The organism is Bradyrhizobium sp. SZCCHNR1093, assembly GCF_032381175.1.
In the GTDB taxonomy this organism is placed as follows: domain Bacteria; phylum Pseudomonadota; class Alphaproteobacteria; order Rhizobiales; family Xanthobacteraceae; genus Bradyrhizobium.
The window spans coordinates 701,699-727,101 of sequence record NZ_JAUHJJ010000003.1 but is presented as its reverse complement, the minus strand read 5'-3'; the positions used below and the strand labels follow the sequence as shown (position 1 = coordinate 727,101).

The following is a 25,403-nucleotide window of genomic DNA, read 5'->3' as shown; positions in this document are numbered from 1 at the left end:
CCCTCAGATGTCGGCAGAGATGCCGAAGTGATCGCTGGTGTTGCGAACGCGCCCGTAATTGCTCCAGCCGGTCAGATTTCCGGCGCCGCCGATCCCGGGATAGTTCGCCGCCGTCGGCGCGCCCGGCCACCCCATCGGCGCCGCGGTGAACTGGTGGGCCAGCGCAACCGCGCCCGGGGGAGGATTGTCCGGCGGCGCCATGACCGCGTTCATCGGCGTGCCGGTCACCGTGTTCATGATCGTGGTCTGATAGTTGTGCATGCCGTTGTGCGGCCAGACCAGGATGTTGTCGATCGAGTAGAACGGCGCAGCGACGAAGTTGGAGCCGACATAGCCGTAGCCGGGATAAAAGCTCTGCCCCGGGCCGCCGCCGTTGGACCAGAGGAATTTGGAGGCCGCCGTCTTGTCCTTGCCGCGGATATGGGTGGAGAAATAGCCCTTATACTGGTCGAGATTGACAGGAACTCCCACCGCCGTCGGACTGACGAGCAGCGTGTAGGCACCGGGCCCCCCGGTGAGCGGATTATAGAGGCCCGAGGCCGTGCCGTTGACGGCGAACAGATTGACGTTGAAATCGCCGCCGATCACCCGCGTCTCATTCACTCCCAGGGCGCCGACGATATCGTTGATCGTCGACAGCGTGGTGATGTAGTTCGCCGCCGCGGGATTGTTCGGCGGGGAATGGATGCCGAAGATGGTGAGGTCTCGCTGCACTACGCCGAGATTATCGGTCTCGGTGAACGTTGCCATGAACGGCTCGCGCAATCCGCCAAAGGCAACGGGCGCACCGAGCGTGGTCGTGAAGGCGATGCGCGCGGCGACGACGTCCTCATTGAGGCCGCCATTGTGCTGGGCGCCCGCAGGAATCTGGCGCACGCCGCCAAGCCCCGGCGGCACCAGCATTCCGTTGACGTTCACGGCACCGATAGGCACCACCATGCCATTGTACGGCGCGGCGGCGCCGCCGCCCGGCGGCACCGACAGGCCGCCATGACCGCCGGTCCAGATGTTGGGCCCGGTGAAATAGCGACGGAGGTTGCCTGCAGTGTCGGTGCGGCGATAGAGAATGCCGACCGTTTCGGCGCGCCCGCCGGTCCCGGTGTAGAGCGGCGGCACGGCGTTCCAGCCGCCTGCCACCATCGTGGCGGGGTTGTTGAGCCCGAACTGCACCATGGCGAGTGCATTGATGCCGCCGGTCTGGCTCGCCAGCGCGTTGGGCGCATTGTCGCCGGAGCTCACCTCGATGATGACGATGATGTCCGGCTGCGTGGCCGTCAGCACGGCATTGATCACCGCGCGGCGCTGGATCGCGCTCTGCATGTCGTTGAGGCCGCCATGGCCGCGCTGCCGCTTGATCGACGCGGAAAAGATCTTGTTGACCGAGAAGCTCTCGATATTCCAGAACAGGATCCGCGTCATGATGACGGCTCCTGCAGCTCGGGCTTGCGTGTGGCGAATGCGAGCGACTGCTCGCAGCCCGGATTGTCGTCGGCGACATAGGCCGCGTACCAGCCGAGGCTGCCGGTGTTGTCGGGATCGCCGAACAGGAAGAACTGGATGTTGGCGGACGGCGGCAGCTTGGCGATGCCGAAGATCTTGATGGCGATATCGTCGATCCGCAGGCAGTAGAACCACTTCGGACCGTCATCAGACAGCTTGCGTCCCGATGCGGTCGGGACCGGCTGGCGCAGGATCGAGATCGCACCGACCGCAACCTTGATGACGCCCTGGATGCTGAACAGGCTGGCGCCGGGCGCCGCGCCCGGCAGGCTCATGCCGATGAAGACCGCATGCTGCGCATCCGAGCCGGTGGTGATCGGTGACCATGCCGCGAGCAGCTGCGACTGGAAGCCGACGCCCGAGGCGAGCGCCCCCGGACCGCCCAGCGTGATGTCATAGACGACGCCGAACCAGGGCCCCTCGAGTTCGGTCAGGTTGAGCTGCGACGTCACCGGCAGGAAGCCGAGATCGGACGGCTTCTGATCGCCGGTCGCGTTGACGAAGCTCTTCAGCTGCAGCGCGAAGCCGCGGAACAGGCTGGTGTCGCGCATCGTCGAGCCGTTGAGATTCCAGGCCAGGTTGCCGGTCGCGACCTCGAACCGCTTGGCGCCAGGCGTCGCCTGCGGATAGGTCATTCCGACGGCGAGACCGGAGAAGGCGAGGCCGACGCCGAGCGCCGCCTCTGGCGTGTCCGGCGGACTGCCGAACGACAACAGGTCGAGCGTCTCTTCGGCGGTGCTCTGAAGCGCCGTGAAATCGAGCCGCCCCCAGACGAGGAAGTTGCTCGCCACCGTGGCGCCCTGGTCCTGGGTGCCGATCGTGTTGAACTGCACGCGGTCGAAGGCGACGGCAGGCAGCACGTTCGACGGGCTGGTCAGCACGTTGGTCGTGTTCTGCTCGAAGACATAGGCGCCGCGGCCGCCCTGATCGACATAGCTGCCCTTGAGCACGATTCCCGTGAAGGGCTGTGGCTTGCCGCGCGAGTACAGCCGCGACACCGGCGCGCCGAACAGCGCGGCGACCGAGAGCTGGACGTGGCTGTCGAACCGCGTCAGCCTGGCGTTCTCGAACAGCGACTGCAGCTGCAGCACGGTGAAGTCGAACTCGCCGCTCATCTGCACCGCCACGGGCACGTCGGGCGCAACGCCGCTCGAGACGTTCGCCGCATAGCGCGGATCTTCGTAGTCGATCAGGCCGAACAGGCTCGAGCTGCCCGAGGGCATCGTGATCCGGCCGCTCCGGCCGTCGACCGTGACGCGACTGACAGTGAAGCCGAAATGATGGGCATTAAAGCGCGTGAAGTCGATGCCGGCGGCAAGACCCGCAATCTCCGGCGGCATGTCGCGCTGGCCGAGATCGGCCGCGAGCACGATGACGCCGGTCCAGTTCGGGTCCTGGGCAATGCGCGCGAAATTCTCATAGAATGGGCCCGACGCTCCCTTCGAGCGTGCGATAGCGTCCGCAATGTAGTCCTGCAGCCATTGCGACAGGCCGGTGTAGGACAGCGCGGCGGTGACCGGCGGTGTGCCGGGCAACAGCGAGAACTGCTCCGCGGACGTCCAACGATTGGCATTCGTGACCCGCTCCAGCAACGAGCCGGAGCAGAACTTCATGATCATCACGTTGCGGTAGGCGGTCGCCGACGCGCCGGCGCCGACCGCCGCGGTCATGGTCCAGCCCGCAATGTTGACGGTGTTGGCGAACTGGGCGCCGGTGCCGAACGGCTCCGGATTGACGGCGACCAGAAAGAGCTGGTTGGTCTGCAAGGCGTCCTGCATCGCCTGGGTTGGAGCAGATAGCGCGAATGGCAGGGTATTGCCGTCGCGGTCGAGCGATTGCGCCATGCTGACCTTCAGATAGGCCCCCGTCGCCGGATCGCGCTCGATGATGAAGCCCTGAGGCGTCGTCCCATCGGTGCTGGGGCCATCCGCCAGCGTGCCGTGCAACGCATGAGCTCGCGCCGCCTGCACCCGCGCCGACCACGTCTTGCTGCCATAGCCCGAGATCAGCGACTTGCGGGTTGCGGCCACGATCTGGCTCTCGAACTGGACGAGCGTCGCGCCATCGAGGCCGCTGCTCGCAGCAGCACCATAAGGCGCCAGCGGGAACGTCTTGTCGCTGCCCTGGGCGAGCGGCATGAACGGCGGCGCGGATTGGAGTATCTCCGCATTCGCGGCGCCGGCCGCGGCCGCACCGTAGATCGCGCTGCCTTCGGGCTCGGCCAGATAGTCGACGGTCCCGCTGCCGGCGACGATGGTCACCCAGGAGGTCTGGTGGTCGTCGGTCAGGCGCGGCGCAACGGCGCCGCTCGCGGGACGGTTGAGATCCGCCGTCTCGAACGGGAACACCGGCGCGTAGCCTGGTTTCGAGGGGATCGCGTTGAGGCGATCGTTTTGTGTTGCAGGCAGGCTGACGTCGTACGCCTTGAAGCTGAGCGCTTCCGATCCGAACAGTCCGCCCATCAGCTTCGCGACCTGGCCGGCGGCGCTGCCGTCGGCACTGAGCGCATAGTGGCCGGCCAGGCTCAGATAGGCAGTGCCGGTGTCGGTCTTGGCCGATCTCGCGACACTGGTGGCAAAGGCGAAGCCCCCGGCGCCGAGCGCCGGCGCCGTATCTCCGCTGCCAGCCCCGAGCGGTGTCAGTTGCACGACACGCCCGCCGGTCGTGCGGAATTCGCTGGTCAGCGCAGGCGCCCCCTTTATGGCAAAACCGGAACGCAGATAGCCCTGTTCGAGCTGCTCTCGGCTGATCACGCGGTTGGCCGGATCGCCGAGGTCGAAAGCGCCCGCGATCGAAAGCTGCGATGGCAACGCCGCCACCGTCATGGCTGCATACTGCGCAGCTTGCAGCGACGCCGTCGCATTGTTGTTGATGACGTAGCGGACGCCCTGCCCCAAGCCCTGGCTGACGAACGCCTGTTTCGAATCGAGCAGCCCATCAAAGGTCACGCAGCCGGTGTTGGCGCCGCCGAAGGGCACGTAGGCGTAGATGCGATTATTGGAGGCCGGCGCAAGCCGAATGCCGAGCGGGTTGTCGCCCTTGCCCGCGAAGCCGATGAACGGAGGTGAACTCAGCGCCGAGCCCGACAGGCGCAGCGCCCCACCGTCAATATCGATCCGGCTCTGATCGAGGATGTAGAATTTGGCGTTGCTGGCGAACCAGAGGTTCATGTTGCCCGAGACCTGGTAGACCGGCGGCAGATTGATGAAGGAGACGCCATAGCGCTCGAAGTCGCCAAACACGACCGGATTGGCCGAGGCAAGCCAGACGACGGCGCGATTGCGCGTCGCCTTGCTGATATAGGTCCGTGCACGCTCGGCGAACCCGCCGGGATCCCGATCGAGATCGGCGGGCCGCTGTGTCGCGAACAGATAACTGCCACCGTACTTCTTCAGCGAGTCATCGTAGTTGATGAACGGTGGCAGCGACGAGCCCGCGCCGAGAAGGTAGCCGGCCCAGCCAACCGAGCCGGCAACCCTGGTCTCGTAGATCGCGGAGGAGTCGACCTGCTCGAACTGCGCTGACGCGGACGCGTCCATGCTCGTATCACCCGATCGGGAAGATGCCGAGCAAGGTGCCCGCCAGTGAATAGAGGGCGCGATCGTCGATGATGTCGCCCTTGATGATGGTCACCGTATATTGCGTCGAGCCCAGCGCCGCATATTGCACCGTGATGCCCGCCTTCCACGTCGTCGCCCCGATCGTGATATCAGCACCGAGGACCGCAGTGATCTGCGACTGCGAGACGATCGGCGTCCAGACCGGGATTCGGCCCTGATACTGGAACGAGACGTAGGTCGTGTTGTTGGTGTCGCCGCTCGGCGTCGTCACCACGTTGCTGTTCGGACTGGTCGGGGTGTTCACCGTCGGCAGCGCCGTGAAGGCCGCGCGCGGATACTCTTCGGTCCGCGTCGCCGCGGGCGCCGCTGACTTGACGGACGAACTGATCGGGAAGATGCCGAGCGTCACGCCCTGGAGCGAGTAGAGCCCACGATCGTCCACGATCTCGCCCGAGATGATGGTCACGGTGTACTGGGTCGATCCCAGCGCCGCATACTGGACCGTGATGCCCTTGCGCCAAGTCGTTGCGCCGATCGTGATGTCGGCCCCCAAGACGACTTGAGGTTGAGCCTGCGAAACCACCGGCGTCCAGACCGGAATGCGGCCCTGATACTCGAAGACGAGCTGCGTCGTGTTGTTGGGATCGCCCGTCGGCGTCGCGACGACATCGGTGTTGGGACTCGTGGGGGTTTTTACGACGGCGGGAGCGGTGAAACGAATACCTTCACGATCAGACATGACTATCTCCTTTTGTAAAACACAGGTCGAAACCTGCAGCGCGCAGCTGCTGAGCGCAGCTGAGGCGAGTCGAAAATCAATAAACTACCAATGATCGAAATCTATCAGAGGTTGCATCGTGTAACAGAGTTCGCAGGGGCGGTCAATCGGGCCAGATCACAGTCCTGCCCCCCACGCCCGATAACATTCTGGTGTTTACATTTCACGCGAAGCCGGGCCGGCCCTCAGCGGCTGCCTTGTCTCCGAAGCATTTGCATCGCACGCTTCATCGCTGCGGACCGGGTGAACGAGCCGAGCACGATTCCGGTAAAGCTGCTCTCCTTTCCGGAATCGACGATCGCTCCTGTCATCGTGACCGTGTAGTAGGGACCCATGGGGTTCATGGTCACGGTCAGCCCCTTGCACAGGACAATGCCGGCAACAGCGACATCCTCGGCCAGCGTGACCTTCACCTCGCCAATCGACACGAGCGTCCTCCAGCACGGGATCGTACCGTTGACGAAGAAGGTCACCCAGGTGCTGTCGTTGGTGTCGAACGTTGCGGCCACCTGCGCATTGCAATTCGTCGTCAGCTGGGTGTCGACGGTTTGATCGGTGAGCTGAGATGGCGCAGCGGGCAAGGCGGCTTCCGTCCTCGTTCAAACGCTCAGCGTCATGCAAGATGACCAGCCGGAGGTGACAAATAACTAGCCGCCGTCGGTTTGCGAGTCCATTTGCAATCCGGCCGGGGCTCCGCATCCCACGCAGGTGCGACCAAGGCCCCGGCCGTAACCTCCCGCTGGCCAAGATTCCCGGCGGGGTTTCGCAACAGGCACGATCCGCTGCAAAAGCTGCTCTTCCCGGATTTCTTCAAACCTACCAGCCTGTTGCCCGCCCCTCCCGCCGATCGCATGCCGCACCGGGAAACGCCTCGTCCCTTGGATGGGACGCCGCCGATGCCAAGGCTGATTTCTCTTTATTTTTCAGCTCGTTGGTGTTGACAGCAACGTGGGACGCCGCCGCATCGGACGCCGCAAACGGCAGACGCCGGACCGATCGGGCGCAGAGTCATCTCCGGCCTGAACGCCAGAGCGTCGCTCGAGCGGGCGGCAATCCCGTCTCCGGCGGCCTGCGTCGGGTTGCCTCCGGACCCTGCTGTTTCTACAACAGCCGGAGCGCCTCCCAAGTATCAGGACCATCCCTCAAAGTGAACGAGCAACGCTTCATCGGCTCGCTGACCGGCTTACGCTTCGTCGCGGCCGCAACGGTCGCCATCGGCCACGGCGCCCCGTCGTTGGCGCAAGGCCTGCTGCCGGAGCTCATCGCTCAGGTCAGCAGCATCGGAATGACGATGTTCTTCGTGCTGAGCGGATTCGTCCTGTGGCTCAACTATGCCGCGCGCTTCCAGTCGCAACCGTTCGGAAACGCTCTTCGCGAATTTGCCATCGCGCGATTCGCCCGGCTCTACCCGATGTACGCCGTGATTGTGCTCGCGGTCGTCGCATACGTCGTGATCGCGCGAGACCTCTCCGCGCCCTCGCTCGGCTTCATCCTCACGATGACGCAAGCCTGGTTTCCCGTGCAGAACGGCACCATGCTGGTCGCGGTCGTGCCGTCGCTGCAGCACCTCTGGTCCATCAGCGTCGAGCTGTTCTTCTACCTGCTGTTTCCGTTCGTCTGCCTGCTGTTTGCAGGCGTCGCCAGGCTGCCCACGATCATCTGGATCGCGCTTGCGAACATCGTGACTTTCGCGCTGACGATCGCCGCCGCTTTCACCTTTGGCGATGCGTTGTTGCGGGCCGCCGCGCCAAGCCTCACGCAAAACGGGATGCAGTGGCTCACCTACTACTCTCCCTATCTTCACATCGCTCAGTTCCTGGCCGGCTGCCTTGCCGCCATGATCTACAAGAACCGCGCCGATGCCAGCATCGGTGACGGGGAGCGACGCTGCGTGAGGCTCCTGTTCTGGCTTGCGCTGGTGAGCCTCATCTGTGCGCCTGTCCTGCTGTTTCTGCAGCCTCGTCTGCCCGGCTGGTCGTTCGTGATCGAACTTGCCGTACGTCTCATCGAGATCTCGGGATTTTCGATCGTCTTCGTCGCCGCCAGTCGGTACGGCCATGCCGCTTGGCTGTCGTCCAGAGCCCTGATCATTGGTGGCGAATGCAGCTATTCGATCTATCTGCTGCATCCCTTTCTCATTCGGCTTGTGATGATCGGAAAGTCAGATGCTCCCGGCGCTCTCGAGCTCGCACTGCGGCTCGGTCTGTTCGTTGCGATTGCGACGGCGGTGGCCTGGGTCACCTACATGCTTATCGAGGCGCCCTCGCGAACATGGTTACGGAGAGCCTTCCGCACCAGCGCACCGCGCGACGTGATCCATGCGACGCCGGTCTGAGGGCCGTGTCACCGGCCGTCCGTGCTTCGCGGTGCGCCTCTACCAGCGGCTTATCCGGAGCCTTGCCGTGCCTTGAATCAGGAGCCAGACGAAGCTGCCGCCGCTAACGACAGGGCGCGACGTCCAACGTGAACAGTCGCTGATCCCTCGCGGCAGCCGGCAGCCCGATGCACCCTCCCGCGGCGATGATCAGCCATCGCATATTCACCTACTGACACAGGCCCTCGCCTGTCTGCTCCATTTGAACGCGGTTCCGCATGGCGGCCTTGGCCGAGCGCCCGCAGGGCATTCGTTCCACACCGGCGCTCCCACCTCCCAGCCATTCACGACGCAGCCGCCATTGGGCGCGACGCGGCACCCTGGGCCGCAGGACTCATTGGCGACCGACCGGCCGCCTCCTGCCGCAAGGCCAGTCAGCAGCACAACCCAAAACATCAGCCTCATCGCTTTGCTCCATTGACTCCGAGGCGACGAGCCCTTGCGACCGCGCCCCAGCGGAAACCATGAACGTATCAAACCGTTCCCCCGTTGATCGCAGCCTGCTCGCGCTGAGATCTCGTCGGAGATGGTCGCCGCCAGCCTGTGACGAAACATCGCGCCGCCACCACACTCTAGCCCTACTACGCGCACGACCGCGCCATATCCGTGCACGGAAATGGGAAACCATCGTAGCGAGAAGGTTTTCACCATGTTGGGCGATGATTGCGCAGCCTGTGCGAGCGGTAAGCGGAAAAATCACCTCTCCACGCCAATTTGATCGTGGTGAGCCAGCAAGGCGTTGGGGCGCGCGCGCTCAGAAACGTGACAAGCCGAACAACATCAGGAGCCGGCGGCACGAACTGCCGGCCAGCCTTGGATCGTCCGGATGCGCGCCGGACGAGCCCGTGGCGAATGCAGGGAGCGATAGATCGACATCATGACACGAAAGCTTTCAGTCCGCGAAGTCATTGCCAGATCCTATCCCAGCTGGGACTATGCCATGGCCGACCGGTTGATCGCATGGCTCGATCATTGTGGGTACGAGATCGTGGAGAAGAAGCCGGAGCGCACCTCGGCTCCCGTGACCGACGACGCGCAGCCACACGTGGTCAGCGCTTGATGAATTCAGCCCCGTTTCGCCGGGGCGCTGCGAATGATCAGCGCTCCTCAAGCGGCAGCGCTCGGGCGCCACAGGAACCGCGCATCGCGTTCTGGGGTTCAAGATGACAAGACCAGACGCTCGACGTCTCATCGAGCACCATGAGATCGGGGAAGGATCACCAATGTCTCGCAAGCTCACGCCACGCCAGGTCATCGCACGCTCCTACCCGACCTGGGATTACGCCATGGCCGATCGCCTGATCGCCTGGCTGGATGATTGCGGCTACGAGATCGTCGAAAAAGGAGCCGCGCACCTGGACACAAGTCTGGTGCCTGCTGCGCCGGAATCGACACCGTCGCATGAAAGCACACATTGATCCCGTCGATCCCGTCGCGGTCGAAACCGCGAACGGGGCCTCCGGGCGCTCATTGGTCTGAGAAAGCCGGCCTCAGGCGAGCAGCTGCTTCTCGATTTCGTAGACCGGAAGCTTGACCAGATCCTTGTGGACCTCGCCATGCAGCACCTTTCGTACCGCGTCGGAATAGTCGGCGCGGATGATCCCGAGCGCGCGCGGCGACGCCACCATCGTGACGGCTTTGGTTTCGCCCGACAGGACAGCCTGATGCAGGCGATCAGCAAGCTGCTTGAGAAAGGCGCGCTCAGCCTGATCATGCCAATCCGTCTGATCCACCGAACTCCGAGCATTGCCAAATGACTGCTGCACCGAGCCGGGCGCATCAGTGCCCTGAGCGCTCGTGCGGTCGTTCTCCTGCTCACGGACCTCTTTGGTGTGCAGGTTCGGAAACATGCTGTCACCGACGTTCTCGAGGATCAGTGCCTTGCGGCCGTCGCACACGACGATCCAATCACCGGTTCCGACCTTCAGCTTGTCCATGAGATTACTCCATCATCCGAATTGCAACGAAGAACGTGCTGGGAATCCATCGGGAGACGCCGCCCAGCTATATGCCTTCTTCGAAGTCTTCCAAGGAAAGGCCGAACTCCGAGAGAGCCTCCTCCAGATAGTCGCCAAGCATCGGAGTTTCGATCAGGTACGTCGCGGTGCGATTGTTGTGCGCCTGAGCGGCCTGCGCACGAAGCTCATCCCAATTGTCCAGCGAGCCGTCACCCCGGCCCAGCCACATCAGCGTGACCAGATCGATCTGTTCGTCGACATTGAGGCCCCTGATGAAGCTGACGAGCTCCGACCTGTCCGTGTTCAAACCTCGCCCACCGGTACCGGGCGCCGCGTCGTCATCCGCCAAATCTGCCAGCAATTCGGGTTCGGCCGCTTCCATTTCATGCTTGTGGATCTTGGTCACGACGAAGGCGACCTTCTCCGGCGAGATCGAGAGGGTGGGCGTGGTAGTCGTCATTCAGCGTCTCCTGGGTCCCCGGGCAAACGCTCCCAGGTCCCATGCAAGGGACGCTAGGCGTTCCGGAAGGAGCGCACTTTGCGCAAGATCAAGGCAGCGCGGCGGCGTGAAAAACGGCGCAGCAGCCCACGTCAGTTCGACCGCCCCCGGCGCGCGATTGCACCGGGACTGCTTGGATCGACCAGGGACTGCGGGCAATCGATACTACCAGGTCCAAGCGAAAGGGCCGACATGCGGCTGCTGCGCGACCAGGATCATCGGTCTGCCCAGATGAGCTCTTGCGACCTTTCGCTTCTTCGCCTTGCTCGTGTCGGCAATCCGCGTCGCGCGAGGCTTCTCGGCGGCCTTCACGGCCGCAACCTGCGGGTTGGCTTCGACGGCGCTCATCTGCGCGAAGGCGTCGCGGAGACCGTTCTTGGCCACTTCTCCCGCAGGTTCTGCCGGAGGCTGCTCCGCCTTCGCGAGCTTCACCGGAGTTGGCGTGGCGATCGAGGTGTCCATCACGATCCGCTCCGGCCACTTTCGCGTCGACTGAATGCGCACCGGGGGAAGATCCGACGCAGACGACAGGCTTGCAGGCAATGGCACGCTGGGAAGCACGGCATCCGCCAGGACGAGCAGCGCCAGCAGAGTTCCACCGACGAAAAGAAAGTAACGGAGAATGGGCATAATTTACCGCTCCGTCGGCACCTGCGCCGACATCCACCTAACGGAGGATCATGACAGTATGTTCCCGCGTCGAACGCTCGGGTTCAAAGACCGTGGGAGACTAGCGCGACATAATTAGATTTTGGTCGCTGCAACCAGCGCGCATTTGGCCGCGCTGACGTTAACGTTGACGAATCCGACATGGACCGCCGCGAAGGTCTTGCGGCCGCGCGACCCGACTTGGCCGGGCACGATCCGTCGGCGGTCGGTGACGTGACTGCCGTCGCGCCGGCTGAAGGCGCAGCTGATTTCGACGTCCTTGACTGCGAAACTGTTGGCATTCCGTAGCGTGAAGGTCACCAGCGCCTTCGATCCAAGCCCGCCGCGCCGCCAGGACTGGGAACTGATCCGCAGGCCGGACAGAGCGGCCGGGTCGAGCGCAGTGGATGACGCAGGTAGCATCGTCGGCGACAGACTGGCATGCGCGTCCATGACGTTCCGGCCGGAGCCGACGACCGCGGACGAATCGGGGTGCGCATTGGACCCCAGACTGGGCACCACGGACGAGAGCCCATGCGATGGCTCCGTCCCGTCTTCATCTCCTTCATACCGGCCGCTCGGGGAGGCCGATGTGACTTGCGCAAGGCGGAGGTCGGCCATCTCCTCCTCTTCGACCGACATGATCAGCCACCCGACTGCGCCGAACATGATCAGCGCGAGGATCGCCAACCCCGACACGGCGGCTCCCAAAGGGATGGACGCTCCGCCGCTTCGGCGCACGGCCAGCGACGCCGCGGCATCGGGCTTGCGTCCCAGCAAACGAGAGAGACCCGCGCTCATGTCTGCACCATCGGCTGCCCGGCGGGGGCATCTGGAAGCTTCAATCGGCAAACATCGATAGGGTTGCATGCAAAGCCGACAATTGGAGGGCAGGCCCGGATACCGGTCGGGCAGCCGGGCTGGCGCGGCCGGCGACGGGCCGGTAAACATCCGCTCCGCTGCCGACGCCTCAAGGAACGCCGCCGCGCCGCAAGCGGTTCACTCTTTCGAAAGATCTCGACGATGTTGAATGTCACGTGGGACCATATCCATCTGCGCAGCCCTGACCCGGAAGCCACCGCCAACTGGCTTCACGACATTCTCGGCGGCGAGATCGTCCGCAATCCCGGCCGCATCGACGTCAAGCTCGGCGGCGCCAGCGTGTTCATCGCCAAGGTCGAGCCGGGCGACGGAGTGAACGAGCCGCCGGTGCCCCCGCACCAGGGCCTCGATCATTTCGGCCTCACCGTGAAGGACATTGACGCCGCGGCCGCCGAGCTCAAGGCCAAGGGCGTCACCTTCACGACCGAGCCGACCACGATCCGCCCCGGTGTTCGCATCTGCTTCATCCGCGGGCCCCAGGGCATTTCCATCGAGCTCCTGGAGCGCGACAAGAAATACGTCTGAGCGCCGCCCCGCTCGTCTACGTCATGCTGCCCGGCATGAAGCAGCGGATCGAGAGGCCCTGATAGCCGCGCATCGGCCACACCATGGTGCGCCCGACGCGGTTGGGCTCGGTGATGACCGCCTCGTCGGGAACGTCGAGCCATTCCCCCTCGATGCGGACGCGGTAGTGACCGCCCCTGCTCTCCCAGTCGACATCGCTGACGGCGCTGCCGTCGGCATCCGAGCAGCACGGGCCCTTGCCGCTGCGCAGGCCGTCGAACCATGCCTTGATCTCCGGCGACGAGTTCGCATACTGGCCGCGATCACGCGCCAGTGACGGTGGCGCGGCGAGTGCGATCAGCAGCGCCGCACCGCCGACCTGGATAGGCGGCTTCCATGGAGCGACCGCCGGTCGCCTCGAACCCGTGTTGCTGATGTCGGCACGATCAGCTCGATGCGGCTCATGGCCGCGGGACACGATCCATTTGCTCATTTCCATCTGGTCCATCTGGCTCCTGCACCACCCCAGGGTGCACGGATAATGATGCATCAACTGGGCCAGATTTCGATTCGATCTCGGCTTCGTGAGAGTCAATCCGGAGTTTCACGCAGCGGCGCGGCATCCCCGCGCATTGCGGATCTCCCTACTCGGCCGCCTGCTCGAGAGGCGCGACCCGCGGCAGAATGATCTGGACGCGCGTGCCGGCGCCCGGCTCGGAGTCGAGATCAAGCCGGCCGCCGAGCCGGTTGGTCACGATGCTGTACACGATGTGCAGGCCGAGGCCGGTGCCGCCCTGGTCGCGGCGCGTCGTGAAAAAAGGATCGAAGGCGCGGCGGCGGACGTCGAGCGACATGCCGCAGCCATTGTCGGAAAAGATGATCTCAACATTGTCGCGCCCGGACTCCCGCGCCCTGATTTCGATCACACCGCTCCTGCCGTCCGGAAACGCGTGCGCGACCGCATTGAGGAAGAGATTGGTCAGAACCTGCCCATAAGGCCCGGGGTAGCTGTTCATCACCAGATCGGGCTGGCAATCCACATTCACCGTCAGGTTCTGTCTGCGCACGCCCGGGCGCAGACTCATCACCACCTGCTCGGTGAGGTCGGCGAGATCGAAGGTGCGCTTGTCGGAGTAGTTGCGGTCCGCTGCGACCTGCTTGAACGACTGGATCAGCTCGGCCGCGCGATTGAGATTTGCGACGAGCTGCCCAGCCGCACTGCGGCTCATCTCGATGAACTCGTTGAGGCTCGACCGCCGCAGTTCGCCCCGCGTGACCGCCTCGCTGAAGCGCTCGGTCTTGCGCTCGAGCGCGGAGGCGACCGTGAGGCTGATGCCGACGGGGTTGTTGACCTCATGGGCAACGCCGGCGACCATGCGCCCGAGCGCCGCGAGCTTCTCGGCTTCGATCAGCGAGGCCTGGGTCTCGCGCAGGTTCCGGAGCGCCGTCTCGGCGGCCTCCTTGGCCTTGCGCATCTCCAATTCGCTCTTCTTGCGCTCTCCAATGTCGAGCGCCACGGTGACGATCTTGTCGACCTCGCCGTCGGCGTCGAGAAGCGGCAGCTTGTTGACCAGCCATTGCCGCATGACGTTGCAAGAATCGAGGTATTCCTCCTCGTAGAACCCGAGGCCGGCCTTCGTCGCCAGCACGCGCTTGTCGTTCGAGTCCGTCTTGTTCGCACCGTAGCGCGACATCAGCTCGCCCGTGGTGCGGCCGAGCGCATCCTCGGGCTCGACGTTGAAGATGCCGGCCATGTAGCGGTTCATCAGGACATAGCGTAGCTCGCTATCCTTGACGTTGATCACCGCCGGCACGGTGTCGATGACCTGCTGCAGCAATCGCCGGCCTTCCGCGATTGCGTCCTCGGCGCGCTTCTGATCCGTGATGTCGCGGACCACGCCTTCGTAGCGAATTACCTCGCCGTTCTCATCCCGCACCACCGTGGCGCTGTCCGAAAGCCAGCGGATCTCACCGGTGCGCCGGCGCACCTGGTATTCGAACTCGCGCACCATGCCGTCGCGCCGCATCAGCCGCTGATAGCGTTCGCGCGCCAGGGGATGGACATAGATCGTATCCGCGATGTCGTTGACGCTCTGGATCAGCTCGCTCGCGGATTCGTAGCCCATGATGCGCGCGAGCGCCGGATTGGCATTGAGCACGAGACCACTCGGTGTGGTGACATAGATGCCGTCGATCGAAGCTTCGAACAGCTTGCGATAGCTCTCCTCGGCCAGCCGCTGCTCGGCCAGCGCGCGGACGGCCGCCTCGCGCGCCGCGTCGGCATCCTGCAAAGTCTGCCGAAAGACTTCTGCCGCCCGCGCGATATCGCCGATCTCGTTCTGAACGTCGGTCTGCGGGATCGACGCCGCTTTTTCGCCCGCCGCCAGCGCCCGGATCGAGCGTGCGATCGAGGCCAGCGGCTTCACCGTGCGGCGCACCACGAACGAGGCAGCAAAGATGCCGATCAGAACGCCCGCCGTGCCGAAGATGATGCTCTGCCATTTCGTCTCCGCCAGCGTGCGGGCGAAGTCGCGCGACAGCACCTTGCCCTGGCTGGCACTCAAGGCGCGCAGCAGCTCCGTGACCCGGCCGATCAGCCGCCCCTCGATGCCCAGCACCTCCTTGTCGAGGCGTGCGATCTCGTCCTCGGTGCCGGCAATGGCGATGATCGCCTCGGCGTAGCGGTCCGCTGCCGCGCGCAGGGCGCTGTCCTCGATCGGCATTGCGCGCATGCTGCGGGCGGCCTGCTCGGCGCCAGCCGGGTCGCGCGCCAGCAGCGCCGCGCCGACCTGGTTCTGCACTTGGAACAAGGCTCGCGCCGTGGCGCGATCCGTCAGGCCGGCGATGGCGTCTTCGAAGCTCTCGCGCGCCGCCGGCAAACCCGACAGCAGCTCGGCACGCCGGGCGATCAGCGCGCTGATGCGGTCGATGCCTTCGCGGTAATTGGCGAGCCGCTGGGCAACGCCATCGATGGTCGCCTGCTGCTCCGGTGCGAGCTGCAGGCGCGTCTTCTTCAGGAGCGCGCTGAGCTCGGTCGCCGCCTCCATGGCACGGTCGGAGCGGGAGCCGGGGTCGGTGACGAAATCGCGCGCCGCGAGCCGCAGCTCGTTCATGCGCTGGTCGATCTCCTCGGCGAGATCGCCGACGCCCTGCAGCCGCTGCAACTCGGCAAAGGTCGAATCGATGTGGCGGATGGCGATCACGCTCGCCATGCTGGTCGCGGTGATCACGGCAAGCAGCAGCAAAAAGCTGCCAAAGATCATCCGCCCGATCGTCATCGATCGGAGGCTGCTGCAGGCCGTGTCGAGGTCCGGTAATCTACTCATGGGATCCGATGGTCGGAACCGCACTATATACGAGCCGCCGGGCGGCCAAATGAACATATAGAGAACAATTCTCGTCCGCGCATCATCCGCCGGACGAAAAATAGCCTGTGCGGTTAACCGGCCGCACCGAACTCGAACACCTCGCCATCATAGCCCGCCTCGCGCGGAATGCGCAGCTGGCGACCGCCCTCGGCGGTCTTGGTCATGACCGGCATCACGGTGACGACGTCCATGTTCCGCGCCGCCGCCAGGGCGTCGGCCACCGCGGGCTGCTTGCCGAGCCGGATCAGGTTGCGCGTGGTCGGGAACGGCAGCTTGAAGCGGCCATCCTCGCCGCCGGCCAGCGCCTCGCGCGGCGAGACCCAGACGGAGTCGGTCGATTCCCGGCCGTCATGGGCGCCGAGCTGGTCCGGCGGCGCCGCCGCCAGAAAGAACCAGGTGTCGAAGCGCTTGGGCATGCCTTCGGGCGTGATCCAATGGGCGTAGGGAACGAGCGCATCGAGCGCGAGCACGAGGCCGTGAGCTTCGAGGACCTGGAAAAAGCTGATCTTGCCCTCGCACAGCGCCAGACGATGCGCAGCCTCGATCTCTCGGGCGGCAGCGGCATCGATCAGCGCGTCCGATCGGCCCGGCCGCGCCAGCAGGATGCCGCTCTCCTCGAACGTTTCGCGCACCCCGGCGATGCGGAAGCCGAGCGCCTCGGCCTCCAGGCCCTCATCGCCGGCATAGAGCTCCGGCCTGCCGGCGATCTCCTGATCGCCTCTGTCGACGCTGCCGCCAGGAAACACCAGGGCGCCCGAGTTGAACTCAATCTGATGGTGACGCACCATCATGAACACCTCGATCTCGCGTGCGGCTGCGCTGTCGCGCAGCAGCAGCACGGTCGAGGCGGGACGGACGGCGGCGGCGTCAGCCATAGTCACTCCGCGGCGGTGGCACGAGGTTGCAGGTTGGCGCGGGCATCATAGCGCGCCACGCGCGACAAGAGATAGTCGACCTCGGCCTTGGCCGCGGCCGTGATGCCGGAGGCCGGCTTGCGCTGCGCGCTGGAGGCGATCGCGCCGCGCTTCTGCAGCACGTATTTGCGCACGGCAAGCCCCGCCCCCGGCTGCTGCTCGTAGCGCACGAGCGGCAGATGCGCGTCGAACAGGTCATGCGCGGCATCGCGTTTTCCGGCCTGCGACAGCTTGACGACATCGACCAGCATTTCCGGGAAGGCATAGCCGGTCATGGCGCCGTCGGCGCCGCGCTCCATCTCGAAGTCGAGGAACAGGCCGCCATTGCCGCACAGGATCGACAGCGGCCGCAGCGAGCCATCCTTCTGGAACGCGCGCAGCGTCGAGATCTTCTCCAGGCCCGGCCAGTCCTCATGCTTGAGCATCACGCAGGAGGGGCTGTCCATGACGATCTTGCGGATCACAGCCGGCGTGAACTGGACGCTCAGCGTCAGCGGGTAATCCTGCAGCACCCAGGGAATGTCCTCGCCGATGGCTTCCTGCGCCTGCTTGAAATAGCCCGTGATCTGATCGTCGGTGCGGAGCGACGGCGGCGGCGCGATCATCACGCCAGCGGCGCCAGCATCCATGGTGGCGCGGGCCAGCGCGCGCATGGTGGCAAAGCCCGGCGACGAGACTCCGACGATGATCTGCATGTTTCTCGCGCGCTTGATGAAGCGGATCGCGACCTCGGCGGATTCAGCCGCATCCAGCTTCGGCGCCTCGCCCATGATGCCCAGCACGGTGATGCCGTCACAGCCGGCCGCGGCATAGAAATCGACCAGGCGGTCGATCGAGGCCTCGTCGATGCGGCCGTCATCAAGGAACGGCGTCGGCGCAATCGCGAAGGTGCCTTTGGCGGCAGCGGTGAGCTTCATCGTCTGGTCTCCAATCTCTCTGGCGTCATTTCGGGATGCGCCGAGGCGGCATGTCCGAAATGACGCCCTGAATACATCAAAACCGCCGTGCGGACTTGGCTATATCGGCCTTCGAAAAGAATATCTCCTCTGCGTGCGCGGCGATGTCCTGGGCGTTCCAAGCCGAGGACGGTGGCTTCCAGCCCTCCATCTCCATCATCCGCATCTCACGGACGCCGCGCGCGGCGGAGACGCCGAGCACCTTGCCGGTCTGGTCGCCGGACAGACCGCTGACCATGTAGAGCACCGCCGGCGCGATGCCCTCGGGTGTCAACGCCGCGTCCGGGTTCTCCTTGTAGCGCGGCAGGTCCGCGGTCATGCGGGTCAGCGCGCCCGGCGCGAGTGTCCACACCCGGATGTTGTACTTGCGGCCCTCGATCGCCAGCACGTTGGACAGGCCCCAGATACCGCCCTTGGCGGCGCCGTAGTTGGACTGGCCGAAATTGCCGATCAGGCCCGAGGTCGAGGAGGTGTTGACGATGACGCCGCCGCCGTTGTCGCGCATCCAGCGGAACACCGGCAAGGTGCAGCAGAACGTGCCCTTGAGGTGCACCTGGATCACCTTGTCCCAGTCGGCCTCGCTCGACTTGGCGAAGGTCTGGTCGCGCAGGATGCCGGCATTGTTGATGAGGATGTCGGCGCGGCCGAAATGGCGGATGGCGTCGTCGAACACCGATTGCCCACCGGCCATGGTCGAGATGTCGGCGCCGTTGGCGACCGCGCGCCCGCCCTCGGCCTCGATCGCGGCAACCACCTGCTCGGCCATCGACAGGTCCGAACCGGAGCCGTCGCGCGGCCCACCAAGGTCGTTGACGACGACCGCCGCGCCCTCGCGCGCGAACAGTCTTGCGTAGGCCTCGCCGAGACCGCCACCTGCGCCGGTGATCAGCGCCACCTTGCCGTCGAGCAGTCCCATGTGTGCCTCCTCCGCTGTCTTCTTTGCTCTTGTTCGTCATGGCCGGGCTTGACCCGGCCATCCATCTTCGGAAGCGGATGGATGCCCGGGTCAAGCCCGGGCATGACGACAACGAACAGACGTGTCTCACATGGCAAGTATCAACCCAGCACCGTCTTGCCGTTCTTGATCACGGTGACGTTGCGCGCGGTGACCCGCGCCTCGAACGAGATCACGTCGCCGTCCTTCCAGAGATCGACCGTCACGGTCTCGCCGGGAAACACCGGCGAGGAGAACCGCGCGGCGTGCTGGCGGAACGCTGACGCATCGTAGTCGGCATAGGTCTGCAGCACGGCGCGGCAGGTGAGACCGTAGGTGCACATGCCGTGCAGGATCGGGCGCGGGAAACCGGCGCGGCGCGCGAATTCGGGGTCCGAATGCAGCGGATTGCGGTCACCGCACAGGCGGTAGATCAGCGCCTGGTCCGGCCGCGTGGAAATGTCGACGCTGCGATCGGGCGCGCGCGACGGCACCGGATGCGGCTCGGGGATGCCCCCGGACGGGCCGCCGAAGCCGCCGTCGCCCCGGGCGAAACGGGAGGCGACCAGGCTCGCCAACGGCGCGCCGCTCTCGTCGCGCAGGATCGTCTGATGACGAATGACGGCGCCCTTGTCCTTGCCCTTGTCGGACACCGCGAGCACGGAGGAGTCTGCCGTGATCTTCGCGGCCGTCGCCAGCGGCTGGTGAAAGGTGATGTCGCGCTCGCCGTCGACAACCAGCACCCGGTTGAGCTTCATGTCGCCAGGGCCCGAGCCCCACGCGGCGACGGAGGCAAAGGTCGGCACAACCTTCAGCGGCCGCGGTTCGGCGGTGGCCTCGTTGACGAAGGCGAGCTCCCTCTCGTCCATCGGATCGGCGCCCATGCCGATGCCATAGGCGTACAGCATCACCTCGCGATCGCTATAGGCATAGGGCTGCCCGATCGCCTTCATCGCCATCAGCTCATCGTAGTTGATCGGCATATCGTTGGTGTCCTCCCCGAAACGCGTTCCTTGTAGGGTGGGCAAAGCGAAGCGTGCCCACCGCCTTTTCGTCTGGCAACGGTGGGCACGGCGCTCCGCGCCTTTGCCCACCCTACGCGCCTGTCGTTGCGCGGCGCCCATTGCTGCGCCCTCTCCCCCAAGCGAAGCGGAGCTTCGCAAGGGCGGGAGAGGGCTCCGCCGACGTCTGCCCCACACTCACTCGGTCGTCATTGCGAGGAGCGCAGCGACGAAGCAATCCAGAGTCTTGGAAATAGCCCTGGATTGCTTCGCTTCGCTCGCAATGACGTCCACCGGCATTGTTGCTCCTCAACTACACCGGCGTGAAGAACGGCAACGGGGCGCCGTCGGTCGGCTTGAACACCACCTTCACCTTCTGGCCAATCTTCAACGCGTCGAAATCGCAGTCGACGAAATTTGTCTGCAGCGATGGGCCTTCCTTCAACGTGACGTAGCCGATCGCGTAAGGGCCGGTCGGCGACTTTCGCATGATCGAGAACGTGTAGATCTCGCCCTCGCCCGCGCTCTGCTCCCACACCGTCTGGTCCGAGAAGCAGAACGGGCAGATCGAGCGCGGAAAATAATGCGCCTCGCCGCAGGCGGTGCAGCGCTTGATCATGAACTTGCCCTCGGCGGCGGCATCCCAGAACGCCTTGGTCTCGGGATTGGTGACGGGGGCCGGCAGCTTTTTCGCTTCAGACATCACACGCGCTCCAGAATGCAGGTCGAGGCGGCGTGGCGCACGCCGAGCAGGCCGCCGGTGCCATGGGCAATCGCGAGATCGCAGTTTGGCACCTGGACCTTGGGATGTGCCTCGCCGCGCAATTGGCGCACCGCCTCGATCACCTTGGTCATGCCACCGCGGTTGACAGGATGGTTGCTGCACAGGCCGCCGCCATCGGTGTTGAACGGCAGCTTGCCGACACCGGAGATGAGATTGCCGTCGGCGACAAACTTGCCGCCCTCACCCTTCTTGCAGAAGCCGAGATCCTCGAGCTGCATCAGCACGGTGATGGTGAAGCTGTCATAGATCGAGGCGTACTTGATGTCCTTTGGCGTTACGCCCGCTTCCTCGAAGGCGCGCGGGCCGGACCACACGCCGGCGGAATAAGTGAGATCGAGGTCCTTGCCGCCACGCGGCCCCTTCATCGCCTCGCCATGGCCGATCAGGCGCACCAGCGGCTTCTTCAGGCTCCTGGCAATCTCCGGCGTGGTCACGATCAGCGCGCCGCCCCCGTCGGTGACCACGCAGCAATCCATGCGATGCAAGGGATCGGAGATCATCGGCGAGTTGATGACGTCCTCGACGGTGACGACCTCCTTCAGCATCGCGTGCGGATTGTACTGCGCGTGATGCGAGGCCGCGACCTTGATCCAGGCGAGCTGCTCACTCGTGGTGCCGTAGTCGTGCATGTGGCGCATGGCGCACATGCCATAGGCGTTGTGCGTGGTGGCGCCATAGGCCATCTCGAAATCGGCCTCTGCGCCGGCGGCGCGCGGCGGCATCGGGCCGGTGCGTGGCTTGCCGGCCAAGGTGATCAGCGCGATGGAGCATTTGCCGGCGGCGATGGCCTCGGCGGCGTGGCCGACATGAATCAGATAGGAGCAGCCGCCGGTCTCGGTGGAATCGATGTGCCGCACCTTCAGGCCGAGATAGTCGACCATCGGCCAGGCGCCGCCGGGCGCATCGCCGGCGCAGAAATAGCCGTCGACATCCCGCACGCTGAGCCCGGCATCCTCGAGCGCACCCTTGGCGACCTCGGCATGCAGCTGCGCCGTGGATTTGTCCGGTGCATGCCGGGTCGGATGCTCGTAGATCCCGGCAATGTAGGCCTTGCCCTTGATGGTCAATTCCGTCTCCGCTGCTCGTCGTTTCGTCCCGAATGGTTGGAGATTTTCTGGACCGTTGCATGAGGGTTGGCAAGCGTGGAAAATATTCCGCGAGGTGGAGATGAGCCGTGGTCTTGCCCTTCACTCCGCTGTCGTCCCGGGCTTGACCCGGGACCCATACCCACCGGCCAATGTTGTTAAGCGCGATGGTCGACCAGCGTGCGCGACAACTTCTCCCTGTGGATATGGGTCCCGGGTCAAGCCCGGGACGACAGCGGTGATGACGCGCGATCGTGCCCATATCGAACTACGCACGACATCGCATTCCCGCGGCAGACACTGCCCGGGTGATGCTGGTCTCGCTCACCCTCATCAAGTCGGAGGGCGCAGGGAAGGCCAGGCGTCGGCTGACGCCTGCGGCCCGCCTGCGAAAAAAATGCAGGCGGCAGGTACCACAGGTGCAGCCGGAAAACGCCCGGCCTTCCCTGCGCGATGGTCTTCACGCTTATACGCAGTCTGCCTGGTGCACCGGGCTTGTTGGCCACCATGCGCACAATGCGCTTCAAGCACATTGTGCGGGACACCAGCATCGGGGTGTCAGCACGCTGCGACTTCACGTCCACGCCATGCCGTTCGTCCGCGCATCCGTGAGGACACGCTGCGGCACGTCGCGGCCACCGCTCCCCGCCTCGCGTGTCGTGACGATCGCGCGCAACGCCCCTCCGAAGTGAGGCGGGATGCGCTCATCAAATCACAATTTCTGAATTTCGTAAAGATAAATCTGCCTGACGGGCATTCTGCGCATGGCGCCCATGCCGCGAGTCTTGCCGACGGCTCCCGCTAGCGAGCGCAGAGGCCGAACCAATTGCCCTCGGTGAGATCGGGCTGGGCCGCCCGGATGTCGATCGATATCTGGGGCGACCATGGAAAGTGTCCATCACGATCGGGATAGAGCAACTGCAGACATTCGAAACGATCACCGCCATAGAACCAGCGGCTCCACCCGAGGTGATCGCGATAGTGCCGTTGGGCGACCGGGAGCAGCACGGCAGGTGCATTCTCGAAGACATCGCCCGTCTCGCTGCCGACAGGCATCCGCCGTCCAGCTTGGAGCTCGCGATACAGATGCCAGAACGTGTCATGCGCGGTCTGCCCGGGCAGCGAGAAAACGATCAACTCAGGATGACCGAACTTCAACCAGAACCCGGTCGTATAAGCGAACCCCGGTCCCTCATCGTCCGCTGCGATAGAGGTCGTGGCCCAGCCGTGCTGACGAATCCTGGCAACGAACGTCCGGTCTCCGTCGTCGAGCTTCTCCGGATCAGCGTCGAGCGCCGTGTACATAGGTCGTGCGTCCTCCATCCCATCAATCGCGATATCACGGAATACTCTTCCTGGTCATCCACGAGCGCTCATACCATGCGACCGGCGCAACGGAACGAACCGCGTGACCGGCCGTTACCCCTGCGCTGCATCATTTCTCGGATCCTCCGGTTGTCGTGCACGCCTTTCCATGAGGGCAGATGATGACCGCAGCCCGGACCGCAGCGCGCGCGCTCGCCGCCTCAACGCCCAGCCGCCTGACCAGCCTGACACCGTCCCTCGAGCCCGTGGCGCGACGCGGCCGGTCGTTGGCGAAGACGCATCCTTTTCTGCTGGCGGCAGCGGCGGCCACGGCCGTCCTGGCCATCACGGCGCTCGTCAATCGCCGCCTCGCCAAGTCGGCCGAACGCGCCAATCCCCCCGCCGGCCAGTTCATGGACGTCGACGGCGTCCGGCTGCACTATGTCGAGCGCGGCACCGGCGTGCCGCTGGTGCTGCTGCACGGCAACGGCAGCATGATCCAGGACTTCGCCTCCAGCGGCCTGATCGATCTGGCGGCGCAGAACTACCGTGTCATTGCGTTTGACCGGCCGGGCTTCGGCCACAGCGACCGGCCGCGCAACGTCGTGTGGACGCCGATGGCGCAGGCCGGGCTGATCAAGAGCGCGCTCGATCGCCTGGGCGTATCGGAGGCCTTCGTCCTGGGTCATTCCTGGGGCGCATCCGTTGCCGTCGCGCTCGCCCTCGAACATCCGGCCATGGTCAAGGGCATGGTGCTCGCCTCCGGCTATTACTATCCGACCTTCCGGTCCGACGTGGTGGCCGGATCGGCTCCGGCCATTCCCTTGCTGGGCGATATCCTGCGCTACACCATCTCCCCTCTGATCAGCCGGATGATGTGGCCGCTGCTGATGGCCAAGCTGTTCGGCCCACGATCGGTTCCGGCGAAGTTTGCCGGCTTCCCCAAGGAAATGGCGGTTCGCCCGTCGCAGATCCGCGCCTCCGCCGCGGAGGCCGCGCTGATGATTCCCGATGCTTTCCGCTTCAGGAGAGCGTACGGTGAGCTGAAGATGCCGGTCGTGATCGTTGCCGGCGATCAGGATCGCCTGATCGACATCGACGCGCAGTCCAGACGGCTTCATCACGACGTCCGCCAGAGCACCTTCCGCCGCGTGCGCGGCGCTGGGCACATGGTGCATCAGACGGCGACCGACGCGGTCATGTCCTCGATCGACGAAGTCGCCGCGGCTGCCTGAACGGCGGAACGCAGACATGGCTGCCGATGCGGGACACGCGAGGTCAAACCGGGCGGAGCAGCGATGAGGGGATACGATGCCTGCCGATACGATGCCTGCCGAGGAAGCCCGCATGCCGATCTGGCAGGAAAAGCATCTGCGCGCCGCAACCAAGGCGGCCGGCGTCGCCTTGTGGTCATGGAACGTCGACACCGACGCCATCACGATGGACGAGCGCGCCTATGAGCTGTGGGAGGTTTCCAAGACCCACACCAGGATCACATTCGAGGTGCTGTCCCGGAACATTCACCCGGCCGACCTGGAACGGGTGAGATCGGCGTTTTCAGCGACGCGGGCGATCGTCGGCCCGTATGAGATCGATTTTCGCATTCTCGCTGATGGCGAAATCCGCTGGATTTCCGCCCGCGGCCAAGGCGACGACGCCGACATCGCCGAGCGGCTGATGTTCGGCATCTTCCTCGACGTGACCCAGCGCAAGCAGGCCGAAGAAGCCAACGAGCTGCTGGCGGGCGAGATGAGCCATCGGGTCAAGAACCTGCTGACGATCGCCACCGCGCTGACGCAGATGACGTCGCGCACGGCGGCGACAAAGGAGGACATGGCCCACGAGCTCGCCAGCCGGCTGATCGCGCTGGGCCGTGCCCAGGACCTGATCCGTCCACGGCCAGGCGGGGCGAGCGAAGCGGCCCTGCTCGGCGATCTCGTCTCCGTGCTGCTTGCCCCCTACGACGAGAAAGGCGCCAGCGTCCGCATCCGTGTGTCGGTGCCCAAGATGAATGTCGGAGAGCGCTCGAGCACGACATTGGCGCTTGTCATCCACGAGCTCGCGACCAACTCGGCGAAATACGGCTCGCTGTCGGTTTCGAGCGGCACGCTGGACGTGTCGTGCAGCGCGCATGACGACGAAGTGGTGATCATGTGGACCGAGCGCGGCGGGCCGCCGAAGTCGGCCGACACCACCGAAGGCTTCGGCAGCAAACTGATCCATCGCAGCATGAACGCCCAGCTCGGCGGCACCATCGCCTTCGACTGGTCCGCCGAAGGCCTGGTCGTGACGCTGCGCATGAGCCGCGAGCGGATGGCGAACTGACGCCCCTGGCCGCCCGTGTCGCTTCGTT

At 64.9% G+C, this 25,403-nt stretch carries 24 protein-coding genes; 6 read left to right on the top strand and 18 right to left on the bottom strand.

Going from position 1 to position 25,403, the window contains the following annotated elements; genetic code table 11:
• Nucleotides 1-3: 3 nt before the first annotated feature.
• The 4 genes from QX070_RS14365 to QX070_RS14350 form a co-directional block, all read right to left on the bottom strand.
• Complete coding sequence (locus QX070_RS14365) at nt 4-1,419, bottom strand: hypothetical protein (RefSeq protein WP_315737657.1); 1,416 nt, start codon at nt 1,417-1,419, stop codon at nt 4-6.
• On the bottom strand, nt 1,416-5,039 hold the full coding sequence (locus QX070_RS14360) for a hypothetical protein (protein ID WP_315737656.1): 3,624 nt from the start codon (nt 5,037-5,039) through the stop codon (nt 1,416-1,418). Before QX070_RS14360 ends, QX070_RS14365 begins: the two co-directional genes overlap by 4 nt.
• A 7-nt stretch (nt 5,040-5,046) precedes the next feature.
• A complete protein-coding gene (locus QX070_RS14355) occupies nt 5,047-5,799 on the bottom strand; it encodes a hypothetical protein (RefSeq protein WP_315737655.1) in 753 nt (250 codons plus the stop codon).
• Between the two features lie 224 nt (nt 5,800-6,023).
• The gene (locus QX070_RS14350; RefSeq protein WP_315737654.1) at nt 6,024-6,419 is read right to left on the bottom strand and encodes a hypothetical protein; all 396 of its coding nucleotides are present in this window, start codon (nt 6,417-6,419) and stop codon (nt 6,024-6,026) included.
• Between the two features lie 353 nt (nt 6,420-6,772).
• On the opposite strand from QX070_RS14350, the gene QX070_RS14345 reads away from it, so the two are divergent.
• Nucleotides 6,773-8,173, top strand: a complete 1,401-nt coding sequence (locus tag QX070_RS14345; protein WP_315737736.1) for an acyltransferase — start codon at nt 6,773-6,775, stop codon at nt 8,171-8,173.
• A gap of 204 nt (nt 8,174-8,377) precedes the next feature.
• On the opposite strand, the gene QX070_RS33025 is transcribed toward QX070_RS14345, so the two are convergent.
• Nucleotides 8,378-8,617 (bottom strand): hypothetical protein, encoded by a 240-nt coding sequence (locus QX070_RS33025; protein ID WP_409999165.1) that lies wholly within the window; start codon nt 8,615-8,617, stop codon nt 8,378-8,380.
• Nucleotides 8,618-9,089: 472 nt separating this feature from the next.
• On the opposite strand from QX070_RS33025, the gene QX070_RS14340 reads away from it, so the two are divergent.
• A complete protein-coding gene (locus QX070_RS14340) occupies nt 9,090-9,272 on the top strand; it encodes a hypothetical protein (RefSeq protein ID WP_315737653.1) in 183 nt (60 codons plus the stop codon).
• A 163-nt stretch (nt 9,273-9,435) separates the two neighbouring features.
• Complete coding sequence (locus QX070_RS14335) at nt 9,436-9,630, top strand: hypothetical protein (RefSeq protein ID WP_315737652.1); 195 nt, start codon at nt 9,436-9,438, stop codon at nt 9,628-9,630.
• Between the two features lie 72 nt (nt 9,631-9,702).
• Here QX070_RS14335 and QX070_RS14330 read toward each other — a convergent pair whose 3' ends face one another.
• The 4 genes from QX070_RS14330 to QX070_RS14315 form a co-directional block, all read right to left on the bottom strand.
• On the bottom strand, nt 9,703-10,149 hold the full coding sequence (locus QX070_RS14330) for a host attachment protein (RefSeq protein WP_315737651.1): 447 nt from the start codon (nt 10,147-10,149) through the stop codon (nt 9,703-9,705).
• Between the two features lie 67 nt (nt 10,150-10,216).
• Nucleotides 10,217-10,630 carry a DUF3775 domain-containing protein gene (locus tag QX070_RS14325; RefSeq protein ID WP_315737650.1) on the bottom strand — a complete coding sequence of 138 codons (414 nt, stop codon included), beginning with the start codon at nt 10,628-10,630 and terminating at the stop codon, nt 10,217-10,219.
• Between the two features lie 204 nt (nt 10,631-10,834).
• Complete coding sequence (locus tag QX070_RS14320) at nt 10,835-11,299, bottom strand: hypothetical protein (protein WP_315737649.1); 465 nt, start codon at nt 11,297-11,299, stop codon at nt 10,835-10,837.
• Between the two features lie 114 nt (nt 11,300-11,413).
• A complete protein-coding gene (locus QX070_RS14315; protein ID WP_315737648.1) occupies nt 11,414-12,118 on the bottom strand; it encodes a hypothetical protein in 705 nt (234 codons plus the stop codon).
• A 222-nt stretch (nt 12,119-12,340) separates the two neighbouring features.
• On the opposite strand from QX070_RS14315, the gene QX070_RS14310 reads away from it, so the two are divergent.
• The gene (locus tag QX070_RS14310; protein ID WP_315737647.1) at nt 12,341-12,724 is read left to right on the top strand and encodes a VOC family protein; all 384 of its coding nucleotides are present in this window, start codon (nt 12,341-12,343) and stop codon (nt 12,722-12,724) included.
• 16 nt (nt 12,725-12,740) lie between these two features.
• Here QX070_RS14310 and QX070_RS14305 read toward each other — a convergent pair whose 3' ends face one another.
• The 9 genes from QX070_RS14305 to QX070_RS14265 all read right to left on the bottom strand — a co-directional run bounded on the left by QX070_RS14305 (nt 12,741) and on the right by QX070_RS14265 (nt 23,050).
• Nucleotides 12,741-13,202 carry a hypothetical protein gene (locus QX070_RS14305; RefSeq protein WP_409998103.1) on the bottom strand — a complete coding sequence of 154 codons (462 nt, stop codon included), beginning with the start codon at nt 13,200-13,202 and terminating at the stop codon, nt 12,741-12,743.
• Between the two features lie 145 nt (nt 13,203-13,347).
• Nucleotides 13,348-16,029: a PAS domain-containing protein gene (locus tag QX070_RS14300; protein WP_315737646.1), complete on the bottom strand. Its 2,682-nt coding sequence runs from the start codon at nt 16,027-16,029 to the stop codon at nt 13,348-13,350.
• A 113-nt stretch (nt 16,030-16,142) separates the two neighbouring features.
• On the bottom strand, nt 16,143-16,946 hold the full coding sequence (locus QX070_RS14295; protein ID WP_315737645.1) for an NUDIX hydrolase: 804 nt from the start codon (nt 16,944-16,946) through the stop codon (nt 16,143-16,145).
• Nucleotides 16,947-16,948: 2 nt separating this feature from the next.
• Complete coding sequence (locus QX070_RS14290) at nt 16,949-17,902, bottom strand: dihydrodipicolinate synthase family protein (RefSeq protein WP_315737644.1); 954 nt, start codon at nt 17,900-17,902, stop codon at nt 16,949-16,951.
• Nucleotides 17,903-17,978: 76 nt separating this feature from the next.
• Complete coding sequence (locus tag QX070_RS14285) at nt 17,979-18,857, bottom strand: SDR family oxidoreductase (protein WP_315737643.1); 879 nt, start codon at nt 18,855-18,857, stop codon at nt 17,979-17,981.
• A 140-nt stretch (nt 18,858-18,997) separates the two neighbouring features.
• Nucleotides 18,998-19,858, bottom strand: coding sequence for a MaoC family dehydratase (locus QX070_RS14280; protein ID WP_315737642.1), 861 nt, complete (start codon nt 19,856-19,858; stop codon nt 18,998-19,000).
• A 331-nt stretch (nt 19,859-20,189) separates the two neighbouring features.
• Nucleotides 20,190-20,579: a Zn-ribbon domain-containing OB-fold protein gene (locus QX070_RS14275; protein ID WP_315737641.1), complete on the bottom strand. Its 390-nt coding sequence runs from the start codon at nt 20,577-20,579 to the stop codon at nt 20,190-20,192.
• Nucleotides 20,579-21,727: a thiolase domain-containing protein gene (locus QX070_RS14270; protein WP_315737640.1), complete on the bottom strand. Its 1,149-nt coding sequence runs from the start codon at nt 21,725-21,727 to the stop codon at nt 20,579-20,581. The genes QX070_RS14275 and QX070_RS14270 overlap by 1 nt, the downstream gene beginning before the upstream one ends.
• Nucleotides 21,728-22,546: 819 nt before the next feature.
• On the bottom strand, nt 22,547-23,050 hold the full coding sequence (locus tag QX070_RS14265) for a DUF4262 domain-containing protein (RefSeq protein WP_315737639.1): 504 nt from the start codon (nt 23,048-23,050) through the stop codon (nt 22,547-22,549).
• A gap of 182 nt (nt 23,051-23,232) precedes the next feature.
• Here QX070_RS14265 and QX070_RS14260 point away from each other — a divergent pair, with 182 nt between their 5' ends.
• Nucleotides 23,233-24,285, top strand: coding sequence for an alpha/beta hydrolase (locus QX070_RS14260; RefSeq protein ID WP_315737638.1), 1,053 nt, complete (start codon nt 23,233-23,235; stop codon nt 24,283-24,285).
• 112 nt (nt 24,286-24,397) lie between these two features.
• Nucleotides 24,398-25,375, top strand: a complete 978-nt coding sequence (locus tag QX070_RS14255) for a sensor histidine kinase (protein ID WP_315737734.1) — start codon at nt 24,398-24,400, stop codon at nt 25,373-25,375.
• Nucleotides 25,376-25,403: the final 28 nt, after the last annotated feature.